Source organism: Microbacterium sp. Y832 (assembly GCF_057669765.1).
This window is the reverse complement of record NZ_JBYHFM010000002.1, coordinates 460,999-478,761: the sequence shown is the minus strand read 5'-3', so window position 1 is coordinate 478,761 and position 17,763 is coordinate 460,999. Positions and strand designations below refer to the sequence as shown.

The window sequence follows — 17,763 nt, the reverse complement described above, 5'->3', positions numbered from 1 at the left end:
CGCAAGGTCCGGCCCGGACGATCCGGGTGCGGCCCTCACCTGACGTAGGTGTGAAGGAGAGCAGCGTGGACGCAATCGAGACGGGCCGATGAAGCGGCACGGAAGCGCCCCCACATCGCGGCGCACAGCGGTCCGGCGAGGCTCGGGCGCGACGCTTGCCTCGCTGCTGGTCGCGGCTCTGGTGTTCGCCGGCGGCACGACCGCAGGCGCTGCAGCATTCTCGCCGACGCAGGAGACTACGCCCGTCGCCGACACGACGTCTGCCGACGACGCGAGCGTCGCGGGCGCGGGTGCCGACGTCGCACCCCCTGAGCCGGCGGCATCCCCGGACCCGGGGATCGAGGGGCCCCAGCTGGAGGATTCCCCGGCCGTGCCCCCGCCCGTGCCCACCGGACCGGCGGCGACCGAGCCTGCGTCCCCTGAGCCGGCGACCGGTAGCGGGGAGTCCGCTGCACAGGCCGCCCGCGCCCAGATCGAGGGTTCGGCCGAAGGCGCCGGCGTCAGCCTCCTCCTCGACAATGTGCCGGACTGCGTAGGTGGAAACGGGCCATGCGGCACCCTGAGCATGGTCAACGTGGTGGTGGGCGGCGATGCGACACCGGCCGACTGGGCGCTGCGAGCCCTCATCGTCGGGTCGGATAACTGGTATGACTTCACGAGCGGTCAGTCCCGCCGGGTCACGAAGCCCGGCTCGTACACGCTTGAAGCAACCGGCACCCCCGGAGTCACCGACGAGTACACCACCACCGTCAGCTGCTTCCTCAACGACACCACCGGGCTGACACGTCTGCAGTTCACCTCGGCGACCGCACTGCTGCAGTACATCGGCACCGGGAACACGTCGCTGGTGGCAGCGTGCACGTTCACGCACACGTCCACGGCGCCCGGCACCCTGACGCTGACGAAAGGCGGAGAGCGCACCTCGCCGCAGAGTGTGGGCGCCCTCGCCGGGGCGACATTCTCCGTCTACAGCGGCGGCACGGACACGGAACCCGACACGTCGCCCGCGAACCTGGTCGGCACCTGCGTGACCGAGGCCGACGGCCAGTGCGACGTCGTGGTGCCGTCGGGCGCACAGTACTGGGTCATCGAGACGGCGCCGGCGCCGGGATACCGCATTCTCGAAAGCTTCGACGTGGGCACGAACGTGTCCGCGCAGCCATACCGTCTGCGCACAGCCGTCGTCCCCCCGGGTGAGACAGTGGTGTACCCGCAGCAGACGGGCGGCGGCACGAACCTGCAGGCCCGCGGCGGGCAGTGGGCGAATGCCGCGGTGAACCCGCCGCTGGCGCAGACGTGCGGGTTGCGCGTCGGGCTGCTCGTAGACCTGTCGAATTCTTTGGCGAGTTCGCAGCAGGACCTGCGCAATGCTGCCGCTGGTTTCGTCGACGTCCTGGAAGGCACGCCATCCTCGATCGGCGTATGGACGTTCGCCGGCAGTGCTCCGGCGCTGGGAGCGGCTAATACGACCCTGCACCTCACCCCCGTGTCCACCAGCGCCGGCGCGGCGACGGTGCGCAACAAGGTGAACGGGCTGACGGTGGTCAACACCGGCGGGTGGGAGCAGGGCACGAACTGGGATCAAGGGCTGTGGCAGGTCTCCCAGACCAGCACCGCAGACACGCTGGACGTGGTGCTGGTGCTCACGGACGGCAGCCCGACCTTCTACGGTCCTCCCGGAGCGGGGGACGACGGTGCGCCTGCCGGCCCCGGCAATCGCACGCGCTTCGCAGAGATGGAGAACGCCGTCTTCTCTGCCAACACGCTCAAGATCGAACGAGGCACGACCGTCGTCGGGGTGGGTATCGGCGCTGCTTCAGCAGCGGGCGAGCAGAACCTTCAGGCGATCTCCGGCCCCACCTCTGGTCAGGACTATTTCCTGGTCGAGGACTACGAGGCCCTCCAGGAGTTCCTCGAGCAGCGCGCACTCGGCGAGTGCGCCGGAACCGTCAACGTCACCAAGCTCGTGATCCCGGCCGGGGGTGAGATCGCCGACGCGGTGCCCACTGCGGGGTGGACCTTCGGCGCGACGACCGACACAGCGGGGGTCACCATCGAGCCGACGTCCGGCCAGACGAACGACACCGGTGCCGTGAGCTTCGCGGCGCAAGACATCCCGGCGACCGGCAGCGCGTCGGTGACGGTCACCGAGACGCAGCAGGCGGGGTACGAACTGGTGCCTCAGGGCACCGCTAACGCCTCGTGCCAGGACAACACCGGCGCTGCGGTGCCGGTCACCAACAGCGGAGTGCTCGGCTTCACCACGACCGCGCAACAGGGCGGCATCGTCTCATGCACCGTCTACAACCGGGCCCCGGACCCGACTGTCTCGCTCCGTGTGGAGAAGCAGTGGATCGTCGATGGGGTGCCCTATGACAACGGAGCGCAGCCTGTGGGTTCCTCCCAGCTGTTCCTCGACGGGGCGCCCAGGAACTTCGGCACCACCTACCCGCAGTACACCGTCGGTGACACCGTCGCGATAACGGAACAGGTGACCGACCTTCCGCCCGGATGCACGAACACCGCCACGGGTGCGGGTGACCACGAGATCACCGCGGACGACCCCAACGTCGTCATCATCACCAACACGGTCACCTGTGTGACGACCCTCACTCTGGCCAAAACTGTCGCGAACGGCAGTGCTGCTGTGACCGAGTTCGAACTCACGGCCACGCCGATCGGCGGCACGGGGCAGCCCGGGCCGACCGGCGTAAGCGGAGTCTCGGCGCCTGTGACACCCGGCGTGCGCTATCTGCTCACGGAAACCGGTCCGGGCACCTACGTGCAGACCGTCGAAGAAGGGGCCACGTTGATCGAGGGGGCCACCGGCAGCTGGGACTGCGTCGCCGGTGGGACGGACTTCGACGGGGCTGACGGCGGTGTCACCCTTTCTCTGGGACAGGAGGTCACCTGTACGGCCACCAACCAGACGGCCACGATGGTGCTCCTCAAGCAGGTCGTCAACGACGAGGGTGGAACCCTGACATCGGACGCCTGGGAACTGACCGCTGATCCCGGTCAGACCGAGTTCGGCCTGGAGCCGACCACAGTGACCGGAGCGCCGAGCGCGACGACAGCGAACACGTTCGCCGTGAGGCCGGGTCAGACCTATAACCTCTCCGAAGAGGGTGGCGGACCCGGATATCGGCAGTTCGCGCTTGAACAGCTGGTCAACGGGGAGTGGGTCTCGGTGGATCCGGCCGTCAGCGTTCCGGCCCTGGACACCAACACGTATCGCTTCGTCAACGTCGATATCGCGCCGTTGTTGACGCTTGTGAAAACCGTCACGAACGACAACGGGGGAACCGCCGCCGACACCGACTGGACTCTGACGGCGACAAGTCCCGGTGAGCCCAGCCTGTCCGGAGCGACCGGTACCCCGGAGGTGACCTCCGTGCCCGCCTTCGGCGGCGTTCCCTACACGCTCGGGGAGACAGGGCCGGATGGCTACTCGTGGACATCGCTTTCGTGCGACAACGGCGCGAATGTGTCACCGTCCAGTCCCACGCTGACGCTCGCGGTGGGCGAGGATGTCACCTGCACGTTCGTCAACAACGACATCGCCCCGACGCTCACCCTGGTCAAGACCGTCACGAACTCGCAAGGCGGCACTGCGGTGCCAGCGGATTGGACGCTGTCGGCGACCACTCCCGGCGGTCCCAATCTGAGCGGAGTGACGGGAACACCCGAGGTGACCGGCGTCGCCGTGACGGCGGGGGCTTCCTACACCCTCGCGGAGGCCAACGGACCCTCCGGTTACCAATGGGTCTCGCTCTCGTGCGACAACGGCGCGGAGATCTCGCCCGAGAGCCCCACTCTCACCCTCGCGCTGGACGAAGACGTCACCTGCACCTTCGCGAACACCGACCTGGCGGGCAGTCTCACGATGGTCAAGCAGGTCGTCAACGACGGCGGTGGCACCGCCGTTCCGGCGGACTGGGACCAGCGGCTCACAGCGCAGCCTGCCACCGGAGAGACCCTCGTCTTCGACAACAACGAGACCATCCCCGTTCCGGGCGGGACGTACACGCTGGCCGAGGTCGACCAACTCGCGGGCTATACCTGGACGGACCTCTCCTGCACCGTCGACGGCACGTCGCTGGCAGCGCCGACGGTAACGGTGCCCAACGGCGAGAACGTGACCTGCACCTTCGTCAACGACGACATCGCTCCCACCCTCACGCTCGTCAAGACGGTCGTCAATGACTCCGGCGGCTCTGCGGCGCCGACCGATTGGACCATCTCGGCGACCACTGACGGAGGCCCCGACCTGTCGGGGGCAAGTGGGGCGCCCGAGGTCACCTCCGTCACCGTTCGGGCGAACACGGAGTACACCCTCGGCGAGAGCGGTGGTCCAGAGGGCTATGGCTGGGAGTCGCTGTCATGCGACAACGGCTCCGACACGTCGGTGACGGACCCGACACTGACGCTGGCACTCGACGAGGATGTCACCTGCACCTTTGTGAACAACGACGTGCCCGGCACCCTCACCCTGCTCAAGCAGGTCGTCAACGACAGCGGTGGAACCGCTGTGCCGACCGACTGGAACCAGTTGCTCAGCGCCCAGCTCACCGGGGGAGCAGCGATCGCCTTCGACCACGACGTCTCGCAGCAGGTCGCAGCGGGCGAGTACACGCTCGCCGAAGGCGCCGGCCCGGCGGGCTACGAGTGGACGGCTCTGTCCTGCAGCACGGGTGACACGAGCCTGACCGCGCCCACCGTCACCGTTCCCAACGGTGCCGCGGTGACCTGCACGTTCACCAACGACGATGTCGCGCCCACCCTGACTCTCGTGAAGACCGTGACCAACGCCAACGGCGGATCCGCGGCGCCCGCCGATTGGACGCTCTCTGCCACGACACCGAATGGGCCGAACCTCACCGGGCAGACCGGCACGCCTGCAGTGACCTCGGTGACGGTGCCCGCAGGCGTCGAGTACACCCTCGCCGAGTCCGACGGCCCAGACGGTTATGAATGGTCGACGCTCGTCTGCGACGACGGTGCCACCATCAGTCCCCAGGCGCCGACTCTGACGCTGGGTCTGGCGGAGAACGTCACATGCACGTTCGGCAACACCGATCTGCCGGGATCCCTCACCCTGGTCAAAGACGTCGACAACACGCTCGGTGGTTCGGCTGTGCCCGCCGATTGGGATCAGCGGCTGACAGCCCAGCCCGCGACCGGAGACACGCTGGTCTTCGACCACGCCCAGACCCAGCAGGTCCCAGCCGGCGACTACACGCTGGCCGAGGTCGACCAGCTCGCCAACTACGCGTGGAGGGCGTTGTCGTGCACGACCGGAGGCGTGACCCTCGCCTCGCCGGTGGTCACCATCGCCAACGGCCAGGCCGTCACCTGCACGTTCTCCAACGCCGCGATCCCCCCGACGCTCACACTCGTGAAGAACGTCGACAACCAGGACGGCGTCGGCACCGCCGAGCCGGAGCAATGGACCCTCAACGCCGTCGCCGGCGAGAACGATCCCCTCCTGACGGGTGAAGGCACACGAACGGGGACGACGACCGCCGCGGTCTCCGGGCAGGTCGCCGCCGATGTCGACTACAGGCTGTCGGAGACATTCGGTCCGTCTGGATACACCGCCGGTGAATGGGCCTGCGTCGAGACCTCGGGCGGAGCGTCCTACCCACTCGCCGCGGCCGGAGTCGTGCGGCTCAGCCTCGGCGTCGACGTGACCTGCGAGATCGTCAATACGGCGATCCGCGCCGTGGGCACGATCGACAAGCGCGTGGCAGACGGCTCACCGGTGCAGAACGCCGACGGCACGTGGACCATCTCGTACGACATCGTCGTGACGAACAACTCGGACACCTCGACATTCATCTACAGCCTGTCCGACGCGCTGGACTACGGCGCAGGGATCACCCCGACCGCGGCGAGCTGGACGGGGCCGAACAGCACATCGGGCACCTTCCCTCTCCCGGACGGCACCGCCACTCTGGCCACCGGGGCCGCGCTCCCCACGTCCGGCGATCCTGCCGAGCGGGCGACGCACGTCTACACGGTGACCGTGACCGCGACGATCGCGAACGGCACTCAGGACGGCGAGACATGGCGATGCGACACGACCTCGGGTACGCCCTCGGCCGGTGGTTTCCTCAACGCCGCGACGCTGTCGGCGACGGGCGAGGACGACCAGACGGTGTTCGGCTGCGCCGAGCCGGCGTTCCCCGAGCTCGTGAAGACCGGAGCCGATCCGGCCACTCAGAACCCGGATGCGTCGTGGAACGTCACGTACACGCTCACGGTGAGCAATCCCGGTGAGGTCGCCGTGCAGGCTGCGCTCACCGAGACGCTTCCGACCGTGCCCACGGGTTGGGTGCTCGGAGGGGGAGTCTGGACGATCACAGCGGTCGGCGACGCCCCCGCTCCGACGACCCCCACCGCAGCACCGGGGGCGACGGCTGATGTGTGGACCGGCGCGCTGGATCCGGAGGCGTCCCTCTCGTACACCGTGACGGGCGTGCTCTCACCCACCGTCGAGGCGGTCGCGCCCGGCGATTGCGCCGCGGGAGGCGGCATCATCAACACGGCCGGGGTGACCTCGGGCGAGATCGTGGTGGACGCGGAGGGCTGCGTGACGGTCCGTGTGGCTCCCGTGACGGTCGTGAAGTCCGACGGTGCGGCGCAGCAGCTCCCCGACGGGGACTGGCAGATCGACTACGTCGTGACGGTGACCAACTCCAGCGAGACCGTGGCCACCGTGTACACCCTCACCGACGTCCCCGACCTGGGCAGCGGCATCGACCTCGTGTCGAGCACGTGGGTGGGGACGGCACCTGCCCCCGACAGTCCGCTGGCGGCCGGGGCATCCGCTGAATACACCTACCGCATCGTCGCCTCGATAGATCCGGAGGCCGCCGAGCCGGCGCTCGTGTGTGAGCCCGGCGAAGGAGGAGGCTTCTTCAACACCGTCGAGGTGGCCTTCCCCGGCGGAAGCGACACCGATGACGGCTGCGCCGAACCCGGTGGGCCGTCGGTGCTCAAGACGGCGCAGCCCCCCACGCCGCTGGGTGCAGGCATCTGGATCGTGTCCTACGCGGTCGAGGTGTCCAACAGCAGCGGAGTCACCGTCGCCTACACGCTGGAAGACCGCCCCCAGCCGACGACCGGTGGCATCGCACTCGTGACGCCGTGGGCCGTGGAGGGCCCCGTCGTCCGACCCGCCGGAGGAGGGTCGGGCGCGCTCACGCCAGGCTGGGACGGCGCGCTGCAGCCCCAAGCGGGGACCGGCCTTCTGCCCGATGGTGCGACTCACACGTACACCGTCAGCGCCCAGGTCAGCATCGTGGCGGCCGACCCCGACGACCTGGTCTGCGGCGAGACGCCTGAGGACCAGGGTGGCGTGTGGAACGTTTCCCGCGTCGACAACGGCGTCTTCGAAGAGACCGATCAGGACTGCAGCGAGATCATCGTGGCACCGGTCGAGCTCGAGAAGTCCGATGGCACGGTGAGTGTCCTCGGTGAAGGCCGCTGGCGCATCGATTACACCGTCGCGGTGACCAACCCCGGTCTCGCCTCCACCACCTACACCCTCACCGACGCGCCGCAGTTCGATTCTGCGTTCACCATCGTCGCGCAGGGTTGGGTGGGGTCGCCGAACGTCGCCGATGTCGAAATCGAGCCCGGCGGCGTCGACGTCTACACGTACCGCGTGGATGCCACATCCTCCACGAGTCCGCTTCCCCCCTCGGCGCTCATCTGCACCGCGGACGGCGGGGGCTTCTTCAACACCGCAACCGCCGTGCATCTGCGCGGGACGGTCTCGGACACGGGGTGTGCCGCGCCCCCGGTGACGCCTCCCCGCCCGGACCACGGTCCAGGCCTCGCTGGCACCGGCGGGAGCAGCCCGGGCGGGTTGGCGAACGTCGGCATGGGCGTGCTGCTGGCAGGGATCCTGGCGCTGATGGTGGCCCGCCGGAGGGCGGGGCGCCCGGGCCGTTGACCGCCGGTCCCGCGGGATCGAGAATGATACCGACGGCCCTGCGGGGCGACCGGAGGAGCGGACATGGGCATTGAAGATCTCGTGAACCAGGGCAAGGGCTTCCTGGAGCAGAACAAGGAAAAGATCGACGAGGCGCTCAAGAGCGATCAGGCCGAAAAGGTCAGCGACGACGTCCTGAACGCTGCGGCGGCCTTCGTCAAGAAGGTCGCGCCTGAAGGTGCCCACGAGCGCGTCGACGGCGTGCGCGCCACGATCGACGGAGCCGTCGGCAACGACAAGAAGGAGTCCCCTTCGGGCTGATCGCACCGACGCAGACGACGCTCGACCCCGGCGCAGGTTCGCGCGCGGTGGCGAATGAGGAGCTTGTGCGCCGCGGGGCTCTCCCCCTAGATTGGCGCCATTCAAGCCCTAGGCCACTGAATGAAGCTGAATGACATGGTTTCGTCCTTCGGCCGTCGGCACAGCGAAGTGACGATGCAAGGAGCGCAATGCCCAACCACATCAGGCGGGGCGTCGGCGTCGCGGGGGTGTTCGCGCTTGCGGCGAGCCTTCTCGCCGTCGGTGCCACACCCGCGTTCGCGGACGTTCCGAGCGGGAACGACGACTACAAGACCACCGTCGCAGAGTACGTCGCCGAGCGCGATTACCTCGTGGCCACCTACCCGGATCTCGCTCGCGTCGTGGAACTGCCCGAGCCCTCGACGAAGGGCACCCCGATCTGGGGACTCGAGATAACGCGTGACGTCGACGTCCCCGACGGCAAGCCCGTCTTCGTCCAGGTCGGCACCCACCACGGCAACGAGTGGACGAGTACCGAACTCACGTGGGAGTTCGCGTGGGATCTGCTCCTCAATGCCGACTCTCCCGAGTACGCCGATCTTCTCGACAAGTCGCGCGTCGTGATCGTTCCCCTCGTGAATCCGGATGGCTTCGAGGCGCACGCCCGCGCGACGCAGACGGGCGTCGACATGAACCGCAACTACGGCTACGGCTGGATCCCGGCCACCCGGGGCTCCGGCAACGGTACGGCCGCCTGGTCAGAGCCCGAAACCCGCAACATCCAGTGGCTGATGTCGACGAGGCAGGCGACGGTGTTCAACACGCAGCACACGTGCATCCAGGTCGTGCTCTATCCGCCCCTGCTCAAGGCTGCGGGACTGGCCCAGGACAACGACCGGCTGCACGCCATCGCAGCGGAGATGGCCGCCGCCCTCGGTCCGACCTACAAGGCCCTCGCCTCGGCCTGGGACTACGAGACCAACGGTGAAGCGATCGACTGGGCTTACTACGCGACGCGCGCCCTGTCGGTGACGACCGAGACCTGCCACCCGGGTGTGAGCAACAGTCGCCACAATTACAAGCTCGAAGTCGGCGACTACTATCCGACGTTCAAGAACGCCGTGCTCATCGCGCTGCGCGAGACCGCGAACCCGGCTCAGCACTCGCAGATCACCGGTGTCGCCGTACCCGGCACGACGCTGGAGCTGAGCAAGACGTTCCCGATGTACACGCGGCCGTACGCCCAGGCTGACGGCACGGTCGCTCCCACGAGCTTCGATCAGTCGCTCACGAGCGAGATGGTCGTCACCAGCGCGGACGGCTCTTTCACATGGGCGGTGAACCCGTCGGTGCGACCCGCTGGCGCGTACACGGCCGAAGGAGTGCGGGACGTCTCGAAGCTTCCGGCTGACGAGGCATTCGTCACCGATGAGCCGTGGGTGCTGACCTGCACCACCCCAGACGGCGCGACGCAGAGTGTTGAGGTGCACGTCGACCTCGGGCAGATCGCCGATGTCGAGATGGGCGAATGTGCACCTGACGCAGTGACCGCCGAAACGACGGTGCGCGCACTCGGTGGCAAGGTCTACCTGTCCGTGGCGGCGACGAACTTCGCGCGGGTGCCTGCTGACATCAAGATCACCACCTCCTACGGGAGCAAGACGTTCACGAACGTCGCGCCCGGTGCAACGGTCGCGGTCTCGATGAACTCGCGCCTGAGCGCCGTACCGGCCGGAGAAGCCACGATCAGCTCGACGACGGAGATCGGCGGTGAGGTCGTCGTCAATGTAGCCAAGGCTCCATACGCCGCGTACCCCGCAGGCTGACCTGCGAGCGCGACAAGGGGTGAGAGACAATGGGCGTCTCTCACCCCTTGTCGCGCCGCAACGCCCATCGGGCACGCCCGCGCGCGACGCGAGAAAGCGCGACACGCCCGAGTTTGCGACACGCCCGGGCTGCACGTACACTAGTGAGGTTCCACATTCCTGCGTGCCGTTGGCGCGCGATGGATCACTGCCAGGGCAGTGCATAGGCGGCGCGAAAGCGCAGGGTCCTAGGCCGCGGGCAGCAGAACACCAATCCCGCCCTCATCATGCAGGCCCCGTGCCATGCGTATGCGTGCGGGAGGCCGGATGCCGAGGCGTCCGGGATGACATCAGAACAGTGGTGCAGCATGCGCCGCGGCAACGCGGTGAACGAAGTGCCAAGGGCGAGGGATGATCCCTCCCACGCCCCCGTGCGTCCAATGCCCCAGAGGTAAGACGCGGAAAGAGAGTGAGCAGACAATGGCGGGACAGAAGATCCGCATTCGCCTCAAGTCGTACGACCATGCCGGCCTCGATTCGTCGGCCCGCAAGATCGTCGACACCGTGACCCGTGCAGGCGCGACCGTCGTGGGCCCCGTGCCCCTTCCGACCGAGAAGAACGTCGTGTGCGTCATCCGGTCGCCCCACAAGTACAAGGACAGCCGCGAGCACTTCGAGATGCGCACCCACAAGCGCCTCATCGACATCATTGACCCGACGCCCAAGGCCGTCGATTCGCTGATGCGTCTCGACCTCCCGGCCGACGTCAACATCGAGATCAAGCTCTGAGGTCGATATGGCTGACATCAACTCCAAGGTTTCCAAGGGCCTGCTGGGCACGAAGCTCGGCATGACCCAGGTCTGGGACGAGAACGGCAAGCTCGTTCCCGTCACCGTCATCGAAGTGGCCCCCAACGTGGTCACCCAGGTGCGCACCCCCGAGAAGGACGGCTACAAGGCCATCCAGATCGCCTACGGCCAGATTGACCCCCGCAAGGTCAACAAGCCGCAGTCGGCTCACTTCGAGGCCGCCGGTGTGACCCCGCGTCGCCACCTCACCGAAATCCGCACGGCGGATGCTGCTGACTACTCACTCGGTCAGGAGCTCACGGCAGAGGGCACGTTCGAGGCCGGCCAGCTCGTCGACGTCGTCGGCACGAGCAAGGGCAAGGGCACCGCAGGTGTCATGAAGCGTCACAACTTCAAGGGCGTCTCGGCATCGCACGGTGCACACCGCAACCACCGCAAGCCCGGTTCGATCGGCGCATCGTCGACCCCGAGCCGCGTCTTCAAGGGCATGCGCATGGCTGGCCGCATGGGCGGCGAGCGCGTGACCGTCCTCAACCTCACGGTGCACGCCATCGACGCCGAGAAGGGTCTGCTGCTCGTCAAGGGCGCCGTCCCCGGCGCACGTGGCCGCATCGTCTACGTCCGCAACGCAGTGAAGGGTGCCTGAACTCATGGCTGACTCGACTCTCGCGCTCGACGTGCGCAAGTCCGACGGCAAGAAGGCCGGCTCCGTGGAGCTGCCCGCCGCGATCTTCGACGTCAAGACGAACATCCCGCTGATCCACCAGGTCGTCGTCGCGCAGCGCGCGGCGGCTCGCCAGGGCACGCACGCGACCAAGACCCGAGGCGATGTCTCGGGCTCGGGCCGCAAGCCGTTCAAGCAGAAGGGCACCGGTAACGCCCGTCAGGGCTCGGTGCGCATGCCGCAGCACCGCGGCGGTGGCACCGTCCACGGCCCGCAGCCGCGCGACTACTCGCAGCGCACGCCCAAGAAGATGATCGCCGCAGCGCTCCTCGGTGCGCTGAGCGACCGTGCACGTGGCGAGCGTCTGCACATCGTCGAGTCCTTCGGCATCGAAGGAACCCCCTCGACGAAGGCCGCAGCCGCCGTTCTTGCGGGCTTCGGCGCCGCGAAGAACGTCCTGGTCGTCATCGGCCGGGATGACGAGCTGAGCATTCGCAGCCTGCGCAACCTCGCGTACGTGCACGTGCTGACCTTCGACCAGCTGAACGCCTACGACGTGATCGTCTCTGACGACATCGTCTTCACCAAGGCCGCCTTCGACGCTTTCGTCGCTGCGAAGTCCGGCACCGCGAGCACCGAGGAGGTCTCGGCATGAGCACCGTGAACAAGGACCCGCGCGACATCATCCTGCGGCCGGTCGTCTCCGAGAAGAGCTACGGGCTCATCGACGAGGGCAAGTACACGTTCCTCGTGGACCCCCGCTCGACGAAGACCGAGATCAAGCTCGCCATCGAGAAGATCTTCGGCGTCAAGGTCGCTGCGGTCAACACGATCAATCGCGTCGGCAAGTCCCGCCGCACCCGCTTCGGCACGGGCAAGCGCAAGGACACCAAGCGCGCCATCGTGACGCTCAAGTCGGGCACCATCGACATCTTCACGGCAGTCGGCTGACGGTCGGGATAGAGGACTAGAGAACATGGCTATTCGCAAGCACAAGCCCACGACCCCGGGTCGCCGCGGCTCGTCGGTGGCTGACTTCGCCGAGATCACCCGATCGACGCCTGAGAAGTCGCTCCTTCGCCCGCTGAGCAAGACCGGTGGCCGCAACAACCAGGGCCGCATCACGACGCGTCACATCGGTGGCGGTCACAAGCGCCAGTACCGCGTCATCGACTTCCGTCGTAACGACAAGGACGGCGTCAACGCCAAGGTCGCTCACATCGAGTACGACCCCAACCGCACCGCGCGCATCGCGCTGCTGCACTACTTCGACGGCGAGAAGCGCTACATCATCGCGCCGAACAAGCTGAAGCAGGGCGACATCGTCGAGTCGGGTGCCGGCGCCGACATCAAGCCCGGCAACAACCTGCCGCTGCGCAACATTCCCACCGGTACCGTGATCCACGCGATCGAGCTCCGCCCCGGTGGCGGCGCGAAGATGGCGCGTTCGGCCGGTGTCTCGGTGCGTCTGGTCGCCAAGGACGGTCCCTACGCGCAGCTGCGGCTGCCGTCGGGCGAGATCCGCAACGTCGACGCACGCTGCCGCGCCACGATCGGCGAGGTCGGCAACGCCGAGCAGTCGAACATCAACTGGGGCAAGGCCGGCCGTATGCGCTGGAAGGGCGTCCGCCCGACCGTCCGTGGTGTCGCGATGAACCCGGTCGACCACCCGCACGGTGGTGGCGAGGGCAAGACGTCCGGTGGACGTCACCCCGTTTCCCCCTGGGGTCAGGCAGAGGGTCGCACCCGCCGCCCCAACAAGGAAAGCGACAAGTACATCGTCCGCCGTCGCAACGCCGGCAAGAAGCGCAAGTAGGAGTAGAGGATGCCTCGCAGCCTTAAGAAGGGCCCCTTCGTCGACGAGCACCTGCTTCGCAAGGTCGTCTCACAGAACGAAGCCGGTTCCAAGAACGTCATCAAGACCTGGTCACGTCGGTCCATGATCATCCCGGCCATGCTGGGTCACACGATCGCGGTCCACGACGGTCGCAAGCACATCCCTGTGTTCGTGTCCGAGACCATGGTCGGCCACAAGCTGGGCGAATTCGCGCCCACCCGCACCTTCCGCGGCCATGAGAAGGACGACAAGAAGGGTCGCCGCCGCTGACGCGGGGGCGCCTCGAGAAGCAGAGATAGGAGGAGAAGCAATGGTGGATTCCATCGCACGCGTGAAGCACATCCGCGTGACCCCTCAGAAGGCTCGCCGTGTCGTCGCTCTCATCAAGGGCAAGCAGGCTCAGGAGGCCTTGGCCATCCTGAAGTTCGCGCCCCAGAGTGCCAGCGAGCCGATCTACAAGCTCGTCGCCGCAGCGATCGCGAATGCTCGCGTGAAGGCAGACAAGGACGGCGAGTTCCTGGACGAGCAGGACCTGTACGTGGCCAACGCGTACGTCGACGAGGGCTCGACGCTCAAGCGTTTCCGCCCCCGCGCTCAGGGTCGCGCTTTCCAGATCAAGAAGCGCACGAGCCACATCACGGTCGTGCTCTCCACGCCCGAGGTCGCTGACGCGGCTCCGGCGGCGTCGACAAGCTCAACGACCGGTAAGAAGAAGGCGAGCAAGTAATGGGCCAGAAAGTCAACCCGTACGGCTTCCGCCTCGGCATCACCACCGACCACGTGTCGCGCTGGTTTTCCGACTCGACGAAGCCCGGCCAGCGTTACGCGGACTACGTGGCTGAGGACATCAAGATCCGCAAGCTGCTGCAGAAGAACCTCGACCGCGCGGGCGTCAGCAACATCGAGATCGAGCGCACGCGTGACCGCGTCCGCGTCGACATCCACACCGCCCGCCCGGGCATCGTGATCGGCCGCCGCGGCGCCGAGGCCGAGCGCATCCGCGCTGACCTCGAGAAGCTCACCGGCAAGCAGATCCAGCTCAACATCCTCGAGGTCAAGAACCCCGAGGCCGACGCGCAGCTGGTCGCCCAGGGTGTCGCTGAGCAGCTCTCGGCTCGTGTGGCGTTCCGCCGCGCGATGCGCAAGGGTCTGCAGGGCGCACAGCGTGCCGGCGCCAAGGGTGTCCGCATCCAGGTGTCGGGCCGTCTCGGCGGCGCTGAGATGAGCCGTTCGGAGTTCTACCGCGAAGGCCGTGTGCCGCTGCACACGCTCCGCGCGAACATCGACTACGGGTTCTACGAGGCCAAGACCACCTTCGGCCGCATCGGCGTGAAGGTCTGGATCTACAAGGGCGACCTCACCAACAAGGAACTCGCGCGTGAGCAGGCGAATGCGCCGAAGGCACCCCGCGGTCGTGACGACCGTGGTGGCGACCGTCGCCGTAGCCCCCGCAACGAGGCCCCCGTCGCAGAAGGAGCGTCTGCCTGATGCTTATTCCCCGCAAGGTCAAGTACCGCAAGCAGCACCACCCCGGTCGCTCGGGTCAGGCCACCGGTGGCACCAAGGTGTCGTTCGGTGAGTTCGGCATCCAGGCAATCACGCCGGCATATGTGACGAACCGTCAGATCGAGTCCGCTCGTATCGCCATGACGCGTCACATCAAGCGTGGCGGAAAGGTGTGGATCAACATCTACCCCGACCGTCCGCTCACCAAGAAGCCCGCCGAAACCCGCATGGGTTCGGGTAAGGGCTCGCCCGAGTGGTGGGTCGCGAACGTCAAGCCGGGTCGCGTCCTCTTCGAGGTCGCCGGTGTCAGCGAAGAACTCGCTCGCGAGGCGCTCACCCGGGCAATCCACAAACTGCCGCTCAAGGCACGCATCATCAAGCGCGAGGAGGGCGACGCGTAATGGCGATCGGCACCAAGACGCTCGCCCCTAGCGAGCTCGATACGTTCGAAGACCAGCGTCTGGTCGAAGAGCTGCGCAAGGCCAAGGAAGAGCTGTTCAACCTGCGCTTCCAGTCGGCCACGGGCCAGCTCGAGAGCCACGGCCGCATCCGTGCGGTAAAGCGCGACATCGCGCGGCTCTACACCGTCATCCGTGAGCGCGAGCTGGGCATCCGTGCCACGCCCGCCCCCGTGGAGACGGCGACGAAGGCGAAGAAGACCAAGGCCAAGAAGGCGGATGCCGCTGACGAGGCGACGAAGGAAGAGGCTGAGTGATGGCCACCAAGAAGGCTGAAGAAGCCGTCGTGACCGGTCACGAATCGGCCGAGCACGACGTGCGTGACGCGGACGCCCGCGGTTACCGCAAGTCGCGCCGCGGCTACGTCGTGAGCGACAAGATGGACAAGACGATCGTCGTCGAGGTCGAGGACCGCGTAAAGCACCCTCTCTACGGCAAGGTCATCCGTCGCACGTCCAAGGTCAAGGCACACGATGAGGGCAACACCGCCGGCATCGGCGATCTGGTCGTCATCAACGAGACCCGCCCGCTGAGCGCCACCAAGCGCTGGCGCCTCGTGGAGATTCTGGAGAAGGCCAAGTGATTCAGAACGAATCCCGCATCAAGGTCGCTGACAACACCGGCGCGAAGGAGCTGCTCACCATCCGCGTGCTCGGCGGGTCCGCCCGCCGCTACGCCGGTGTGGGCGACATCATCGTCGCGACGGTCAAGGACGCGATCCCCGGCGGCAACGTCAAGAAGGGCGATATCGTCAAGGCTGTCGTCGTTCGCACCGTCAAGTCCACCCGTCGTTCCGACGGTTCGTACATCAAGTTCGACGAGAACGCCGCCGTCATCCTGAAGAGCGACGGGGAGCCCCGCGGCACCCGCATCTTCGGACCGGTCGGTCGTGAGCTTCGTGACAAGAAGTTCATGAAGATCGTCTCGCTCGCCCCGGAGGTCATTTGATCATGGCGAACATCAAGAAGGGCGACCTGGTTCAGGTCATCACGGGCGCCAAGCCCGAGCGCGGCGGCGACCGCGGCAAGCAGGGCAAGGTCCTCGAGATCCTGACCGAGCAGAACCGCGTCATCGTCGAGGGCGTGAACTACGTCACCAAGCACACGCGCGTGGGTCAGACCCAGCGCGGAGCCAAGACGGGCGGCATCGAAACGATGGAAGCCCCGATCCATATCTCCAACGTCGCACTCGTCGACCCCTCGAGCAAGAAGCCGACCCGCGTCGGTCACCGCGTCGAGGAGCAGACGAAGGATGGCGTCAAGCGCACCGTCCGCGTGCGTTACGCGAAGAAGTCAGGCAAGGACCTCTGAATATGAGCAACGCCACTGCCGTGGAGGCTGGCAAGATCCAGCCCCGCCTGAAGCAGAAGTACCGGGACGAGATCAAGAAGCAGCTGCAGGAAGAGTTCGGTTACGCGAACGTCATGCAGATCCCCGGTCTCGTGAAGATCGTCGTGAACACGGGTGTCGGCGAGGCCGCACGCGACAGCAAGGTGATCGATGGCGCGGTCTCTGACCTCGTCAAGATCACCGGTCAGAAGCCGCTGGTCACGAAGGCACGCAAGTCGATCGCCCAGTTCAAGCTGCGCGAGGGCCAGCCCATCGGCGCGCACGTCACCCTTCGTGGTGACCGCGCGTGGGAGTTCCTCGACCGCCTCGTGAACCTCGCTCTTCCGCGTATCCGTGACTTCCGCGGGCTTTCGCCCAAGCAGTTCGACGGTCACGGCAACTACACGTTCGGTCTCCAGGAGCAGTCCGTGTTCCACGAGATCGACCAGGACCGGATCGATCGCGTCCGGGGCTTCGACATCACGATCGTCACCGACGCGAAGACGGACGACGAGGGCCGCGCACTCCTGCGCCACCTCGGATTCCCCTTCCGCGCCGAGAACGCCCAGGTCTGATCATCGGATGCCGCGGGCTAGCGCGCCGCGCCTGCCCGCGGCATCCGTTCCCACAACTGAATACTGCTGAATCATCGAAGGTCGGCCCGCGTGTAACGCTGTGTCGAAACCTCATGAACAAAGGAAAACAACCATGACGATGACAGACCCGGTCGCAGACATGCTGACCCGTCTGCGCAACGCGAACTCGGCACACCACGACTCCGTGGCTATGCCCAACTCGAAGCTCAAGACGAACATCGCCGAGATCCTCACAAAAGAGGGCTACATCGCGGGGTGGGAGGTCAGCGACGCACGCGTCGGCCAGACCCTCACCATTTCGCTGAAGTACGGCCCCAACCGCGAGCGGTCGATCGCCGGCATCAAGCGCGTGTCCAAGCCCGGTCTGCGCGTCTACGCACGCTCGACCGAGCTGCCCACCGTCCTCGGTGGCCTCGGCGTCGCGATCCTGTCCACCTCCTCCGGTCTCCTCACGGACCGCCAGGCCGAGCAGAAGGGCGTGGGCGGAGAAGTTCTCGCCTACGTGTGGTGATCTGAC

At 66.9% G+C, this 17,763-nt stretch carries 18 protein-coding genes; all 18 read left to right on the top strand.

Features of this window, described 5'->3' with window-relative positions:
* Positions 1–88 precede the first annotated feature (88 nt).
* The 18 genes from AC25YV_RS05125 to rpsH all read left to right on the top strand — a co-directional run bounded on the left by AC25YV_RS05125 (position 89) and on the right by rpsH (position 17,757).
* On the top strand, positions 89–7,963 hold the full coding sequence (locus AC25YV_RS05125) for a prealbumin-like fold domain-containing protein (protein ID WP_488122748.1): 7,875 nt from the start codon (positions 89–91) through the stop codon (positions 7,961–7,963).
* Positions 7,964–8,026: 63 nt separating this feature from the next.
* Positions 8,027–8,263 carry a hypothetical protein gene (locus AC25YV_RS05120; RefSeq protein ID WP_488122747.1) on the top strand — a complete coding sequence of 79 codons (237 nt, stop codon included), beginning with the start codon at positions 8,027–8,029 and terminating at the stop codon, positions 8,261–8,263.
* A 188-nt stretch (positions 8,264–8,451) separates the two neighbouring features.
* Positions 8,452–10,068, top strand: coding sequence for a M14 family zinc carboxypeptidase (locus AC25YV_RS05115; protein WP_488122746.1), 1,617 nt, complete (start codon positions 8,452–8,454; stop codon positions 10,066–10,068).
* 459 nt (positions 10,069–10,527) lie between these two features.
* Positions 10,528–10,836, top strand: coding sequence for a 30S ribosomal protein S10 (gene rpsJ, locus AC25YV_RS05110; RefSeq protein WP_013584016.1), 309 nt, complete (start codon positions 10,528–10,530; stop codon positions 10,834–10,836).
* A gap of 7 nt (positions 10,837–10,843) precedes the next feature.
* Positions 10,844–11,503: a 50S ribosomal protein L3 gene (gene rplC, locus AC25YV_RS05105; RefSeq protein WP_488122745.1), complete on the top strand. Its 660-nt coding sequence runs from the start codon at positions 10,844–10,846 to the stop codon at positions 11,501–11,503.
* A 4-nt stretch (positions 11,504–11,507) separates the two neighbouring features.
* Positions 11,508–12,176 (top strand): 50S ribosomal protein L4, encoded by a 669-nt coding sequence (gene rplD / locus AC25YV_RS05100; RefSeq protein WP_488122744.1) that lies wholly within the window; start codon positions 11,508–11,510, stop codon positions 12,174–12,176.
* Positions 12,173–12,472: a 50S ribosomal protein L23 gene (gene rplW, locus AC25YV_RS05095; protein ID WP_488122743.1), complete on the top strand. Its 300-nt coding sequence runs from the start codon at positions 12,173–12,175 to the stop codon at positions 12,470–12,472. The genes rplD and rplW overlap by 4 nt, the downstream gene beginning before the upstream one ends.
* 25 nt (positions 12,473–12,497) lie before the next feature.
* Positions 12,498–13,337: a 50S ribosomal protein L2 gene (rplB, locus tag AC25YV_RS05090; protein ID WP_488122742.1), complete on the top strand. Its 840-nt coding sequence runs from the start codon at positions 12,498–12,500 to the stop codon at positions 13,335–13,337.
* A gap of 9 nt (positions 13,338–13,346) precedes the next feature.
* The gene (rpsS, locus tag AC25YV_RS05085; RefSeq protein WP_248170013.1) at positions 13,347–13,628 is read left to right on the top strand and encodes a 30S ribosomal protein S19; all 282 of its coding nucleotides are present in this window, start codon (positions 13,347–13,349) and stop codon (positions 13,626–13,628) included.
* Between the two features lie 40 nt (positions 13,629–13,668).
* Positions 13,669–14,085 carry a 50S ribosomal protein L22 gene (gene rplV / locus AC25YV_RS05080; protein WP_488122741.1) on the top strand — a complete coding sequence of 139 codons (417 nt, stop codon included), beginning with the start codon at positions 13,669–13,671 and terminating at the stop codon, positions 14,083–14,085.
* The gene (gene rpsC, locus AC25YV_RS05075; RefSeq protein ID WP_488122740.1) at positions 14,085–14,846 is read left to right on the top strand and encodes a 30S ribosomal protein S3; all 762 of its coding nucleotides are present in this window, start codon (positions 14,085–14,087) and stop codon (positions 14,844–14,846) included. Before rplV ends, rpsC begins: the two co-directional genes overlap by 1 nt.
* Positions 14,846–15,265 (top strand): 50S ribosomal protein L16, encoded by a 420-nt coding sequence (gene rplP, locus AC25YV_RS05070; RefSeq protein ID WP_488122739.1) that lies wholly within the window; start codon positions 14,846–14,848, stop codon positions 15,263–15,265. The genes rpsC and rplP overlap by 1 nt, the downstream gene beginning before the upstream one ends.
* Positions 15,265–15,579 carry a 50S ribosomal protein L29 gene (gene rpmC / locus AC25YV_RS05065; RefSeq protein WP_019181721.1) on the top strand — a complete coding sequence of 105 codons (315 nt, stop codon included), beginning with the start codon at positions 15,265–15,267 and terminating at the stop codon, positions 15,577–15,579. Before rplP ends, rpmC begins: the two co-directional genes overlap by 1 nt.
* Complete coding sequence (gene rpsQ, locus AC25YV_RS05060) at positions 15,579–15,905, top strand: 30S ribosomal protein S17 (RefSeq protein WP_488122738.1); 327 nt, start codon at positions 15,579–15,581, stop codon at positions 15,903–15,905. The genes rpmC and rpsQ overlap by 1 nt, the downstream gene beginning before the upstream one ends.
* Positions 15,902–16,270 carry a 50S ribosomal protein L14 gene (rplN, locus tag AC25YV_RS05055; protein ID WP_488122737.1) on the top strand — a complete coding sequence of 123 codons (369 nt, stop codon included), beginning with the start codon at positions 15,902–15,904 and terminating at the stop codon, positions 16,268–16,270. The genes rpsQ and rplN overlap by 4 nt, the downstream gene beginning before the upstream one ends.
* A 2-nt stretch (positions 16,271–16,272) precedes the next feature.
* The gene (rplX, locus tag AC25YV_RS05050; RefSeq protein ID WP_488122736.1) at positions 16,273–16,632 is read left to right on the top strand and encodes a 50S ribosomal protein L24; all 360 of its coding nucleotides are present in this window, start codon (positions 16,273–16,275) and stop codon (positions 16,630–16,632) included.
* Positions 16,633–16,634: 2 nt separating this feature from the next.
* On the top strand, positions 16,635–17,225 hold the full coding sequence (gene rplE, locus AC25YV_RS05045) for a 50S ribosomal protein L5 (protein ID WP_488122735.1): 591 nt from the start codon (positions 16,635–16,637) through the stop codon (positions 17,223–17,225).
* Positions 17,226–17,358: 133 nt separating this feature from the next.
* Positions 17,359–17,757: a 30S ribosomal protein S8 gene (gene rpsH / locus AC25YV_RS05040; protein ID WP_488122734.1), complete on the top strand. Its 399-nt coding sequence runs from the start codon at positions 17,359–17,361 to the stop codon at positions 17,755–17,757.
* Positions 17,758–17,763 lie beyond the last annotated feature (6 nt).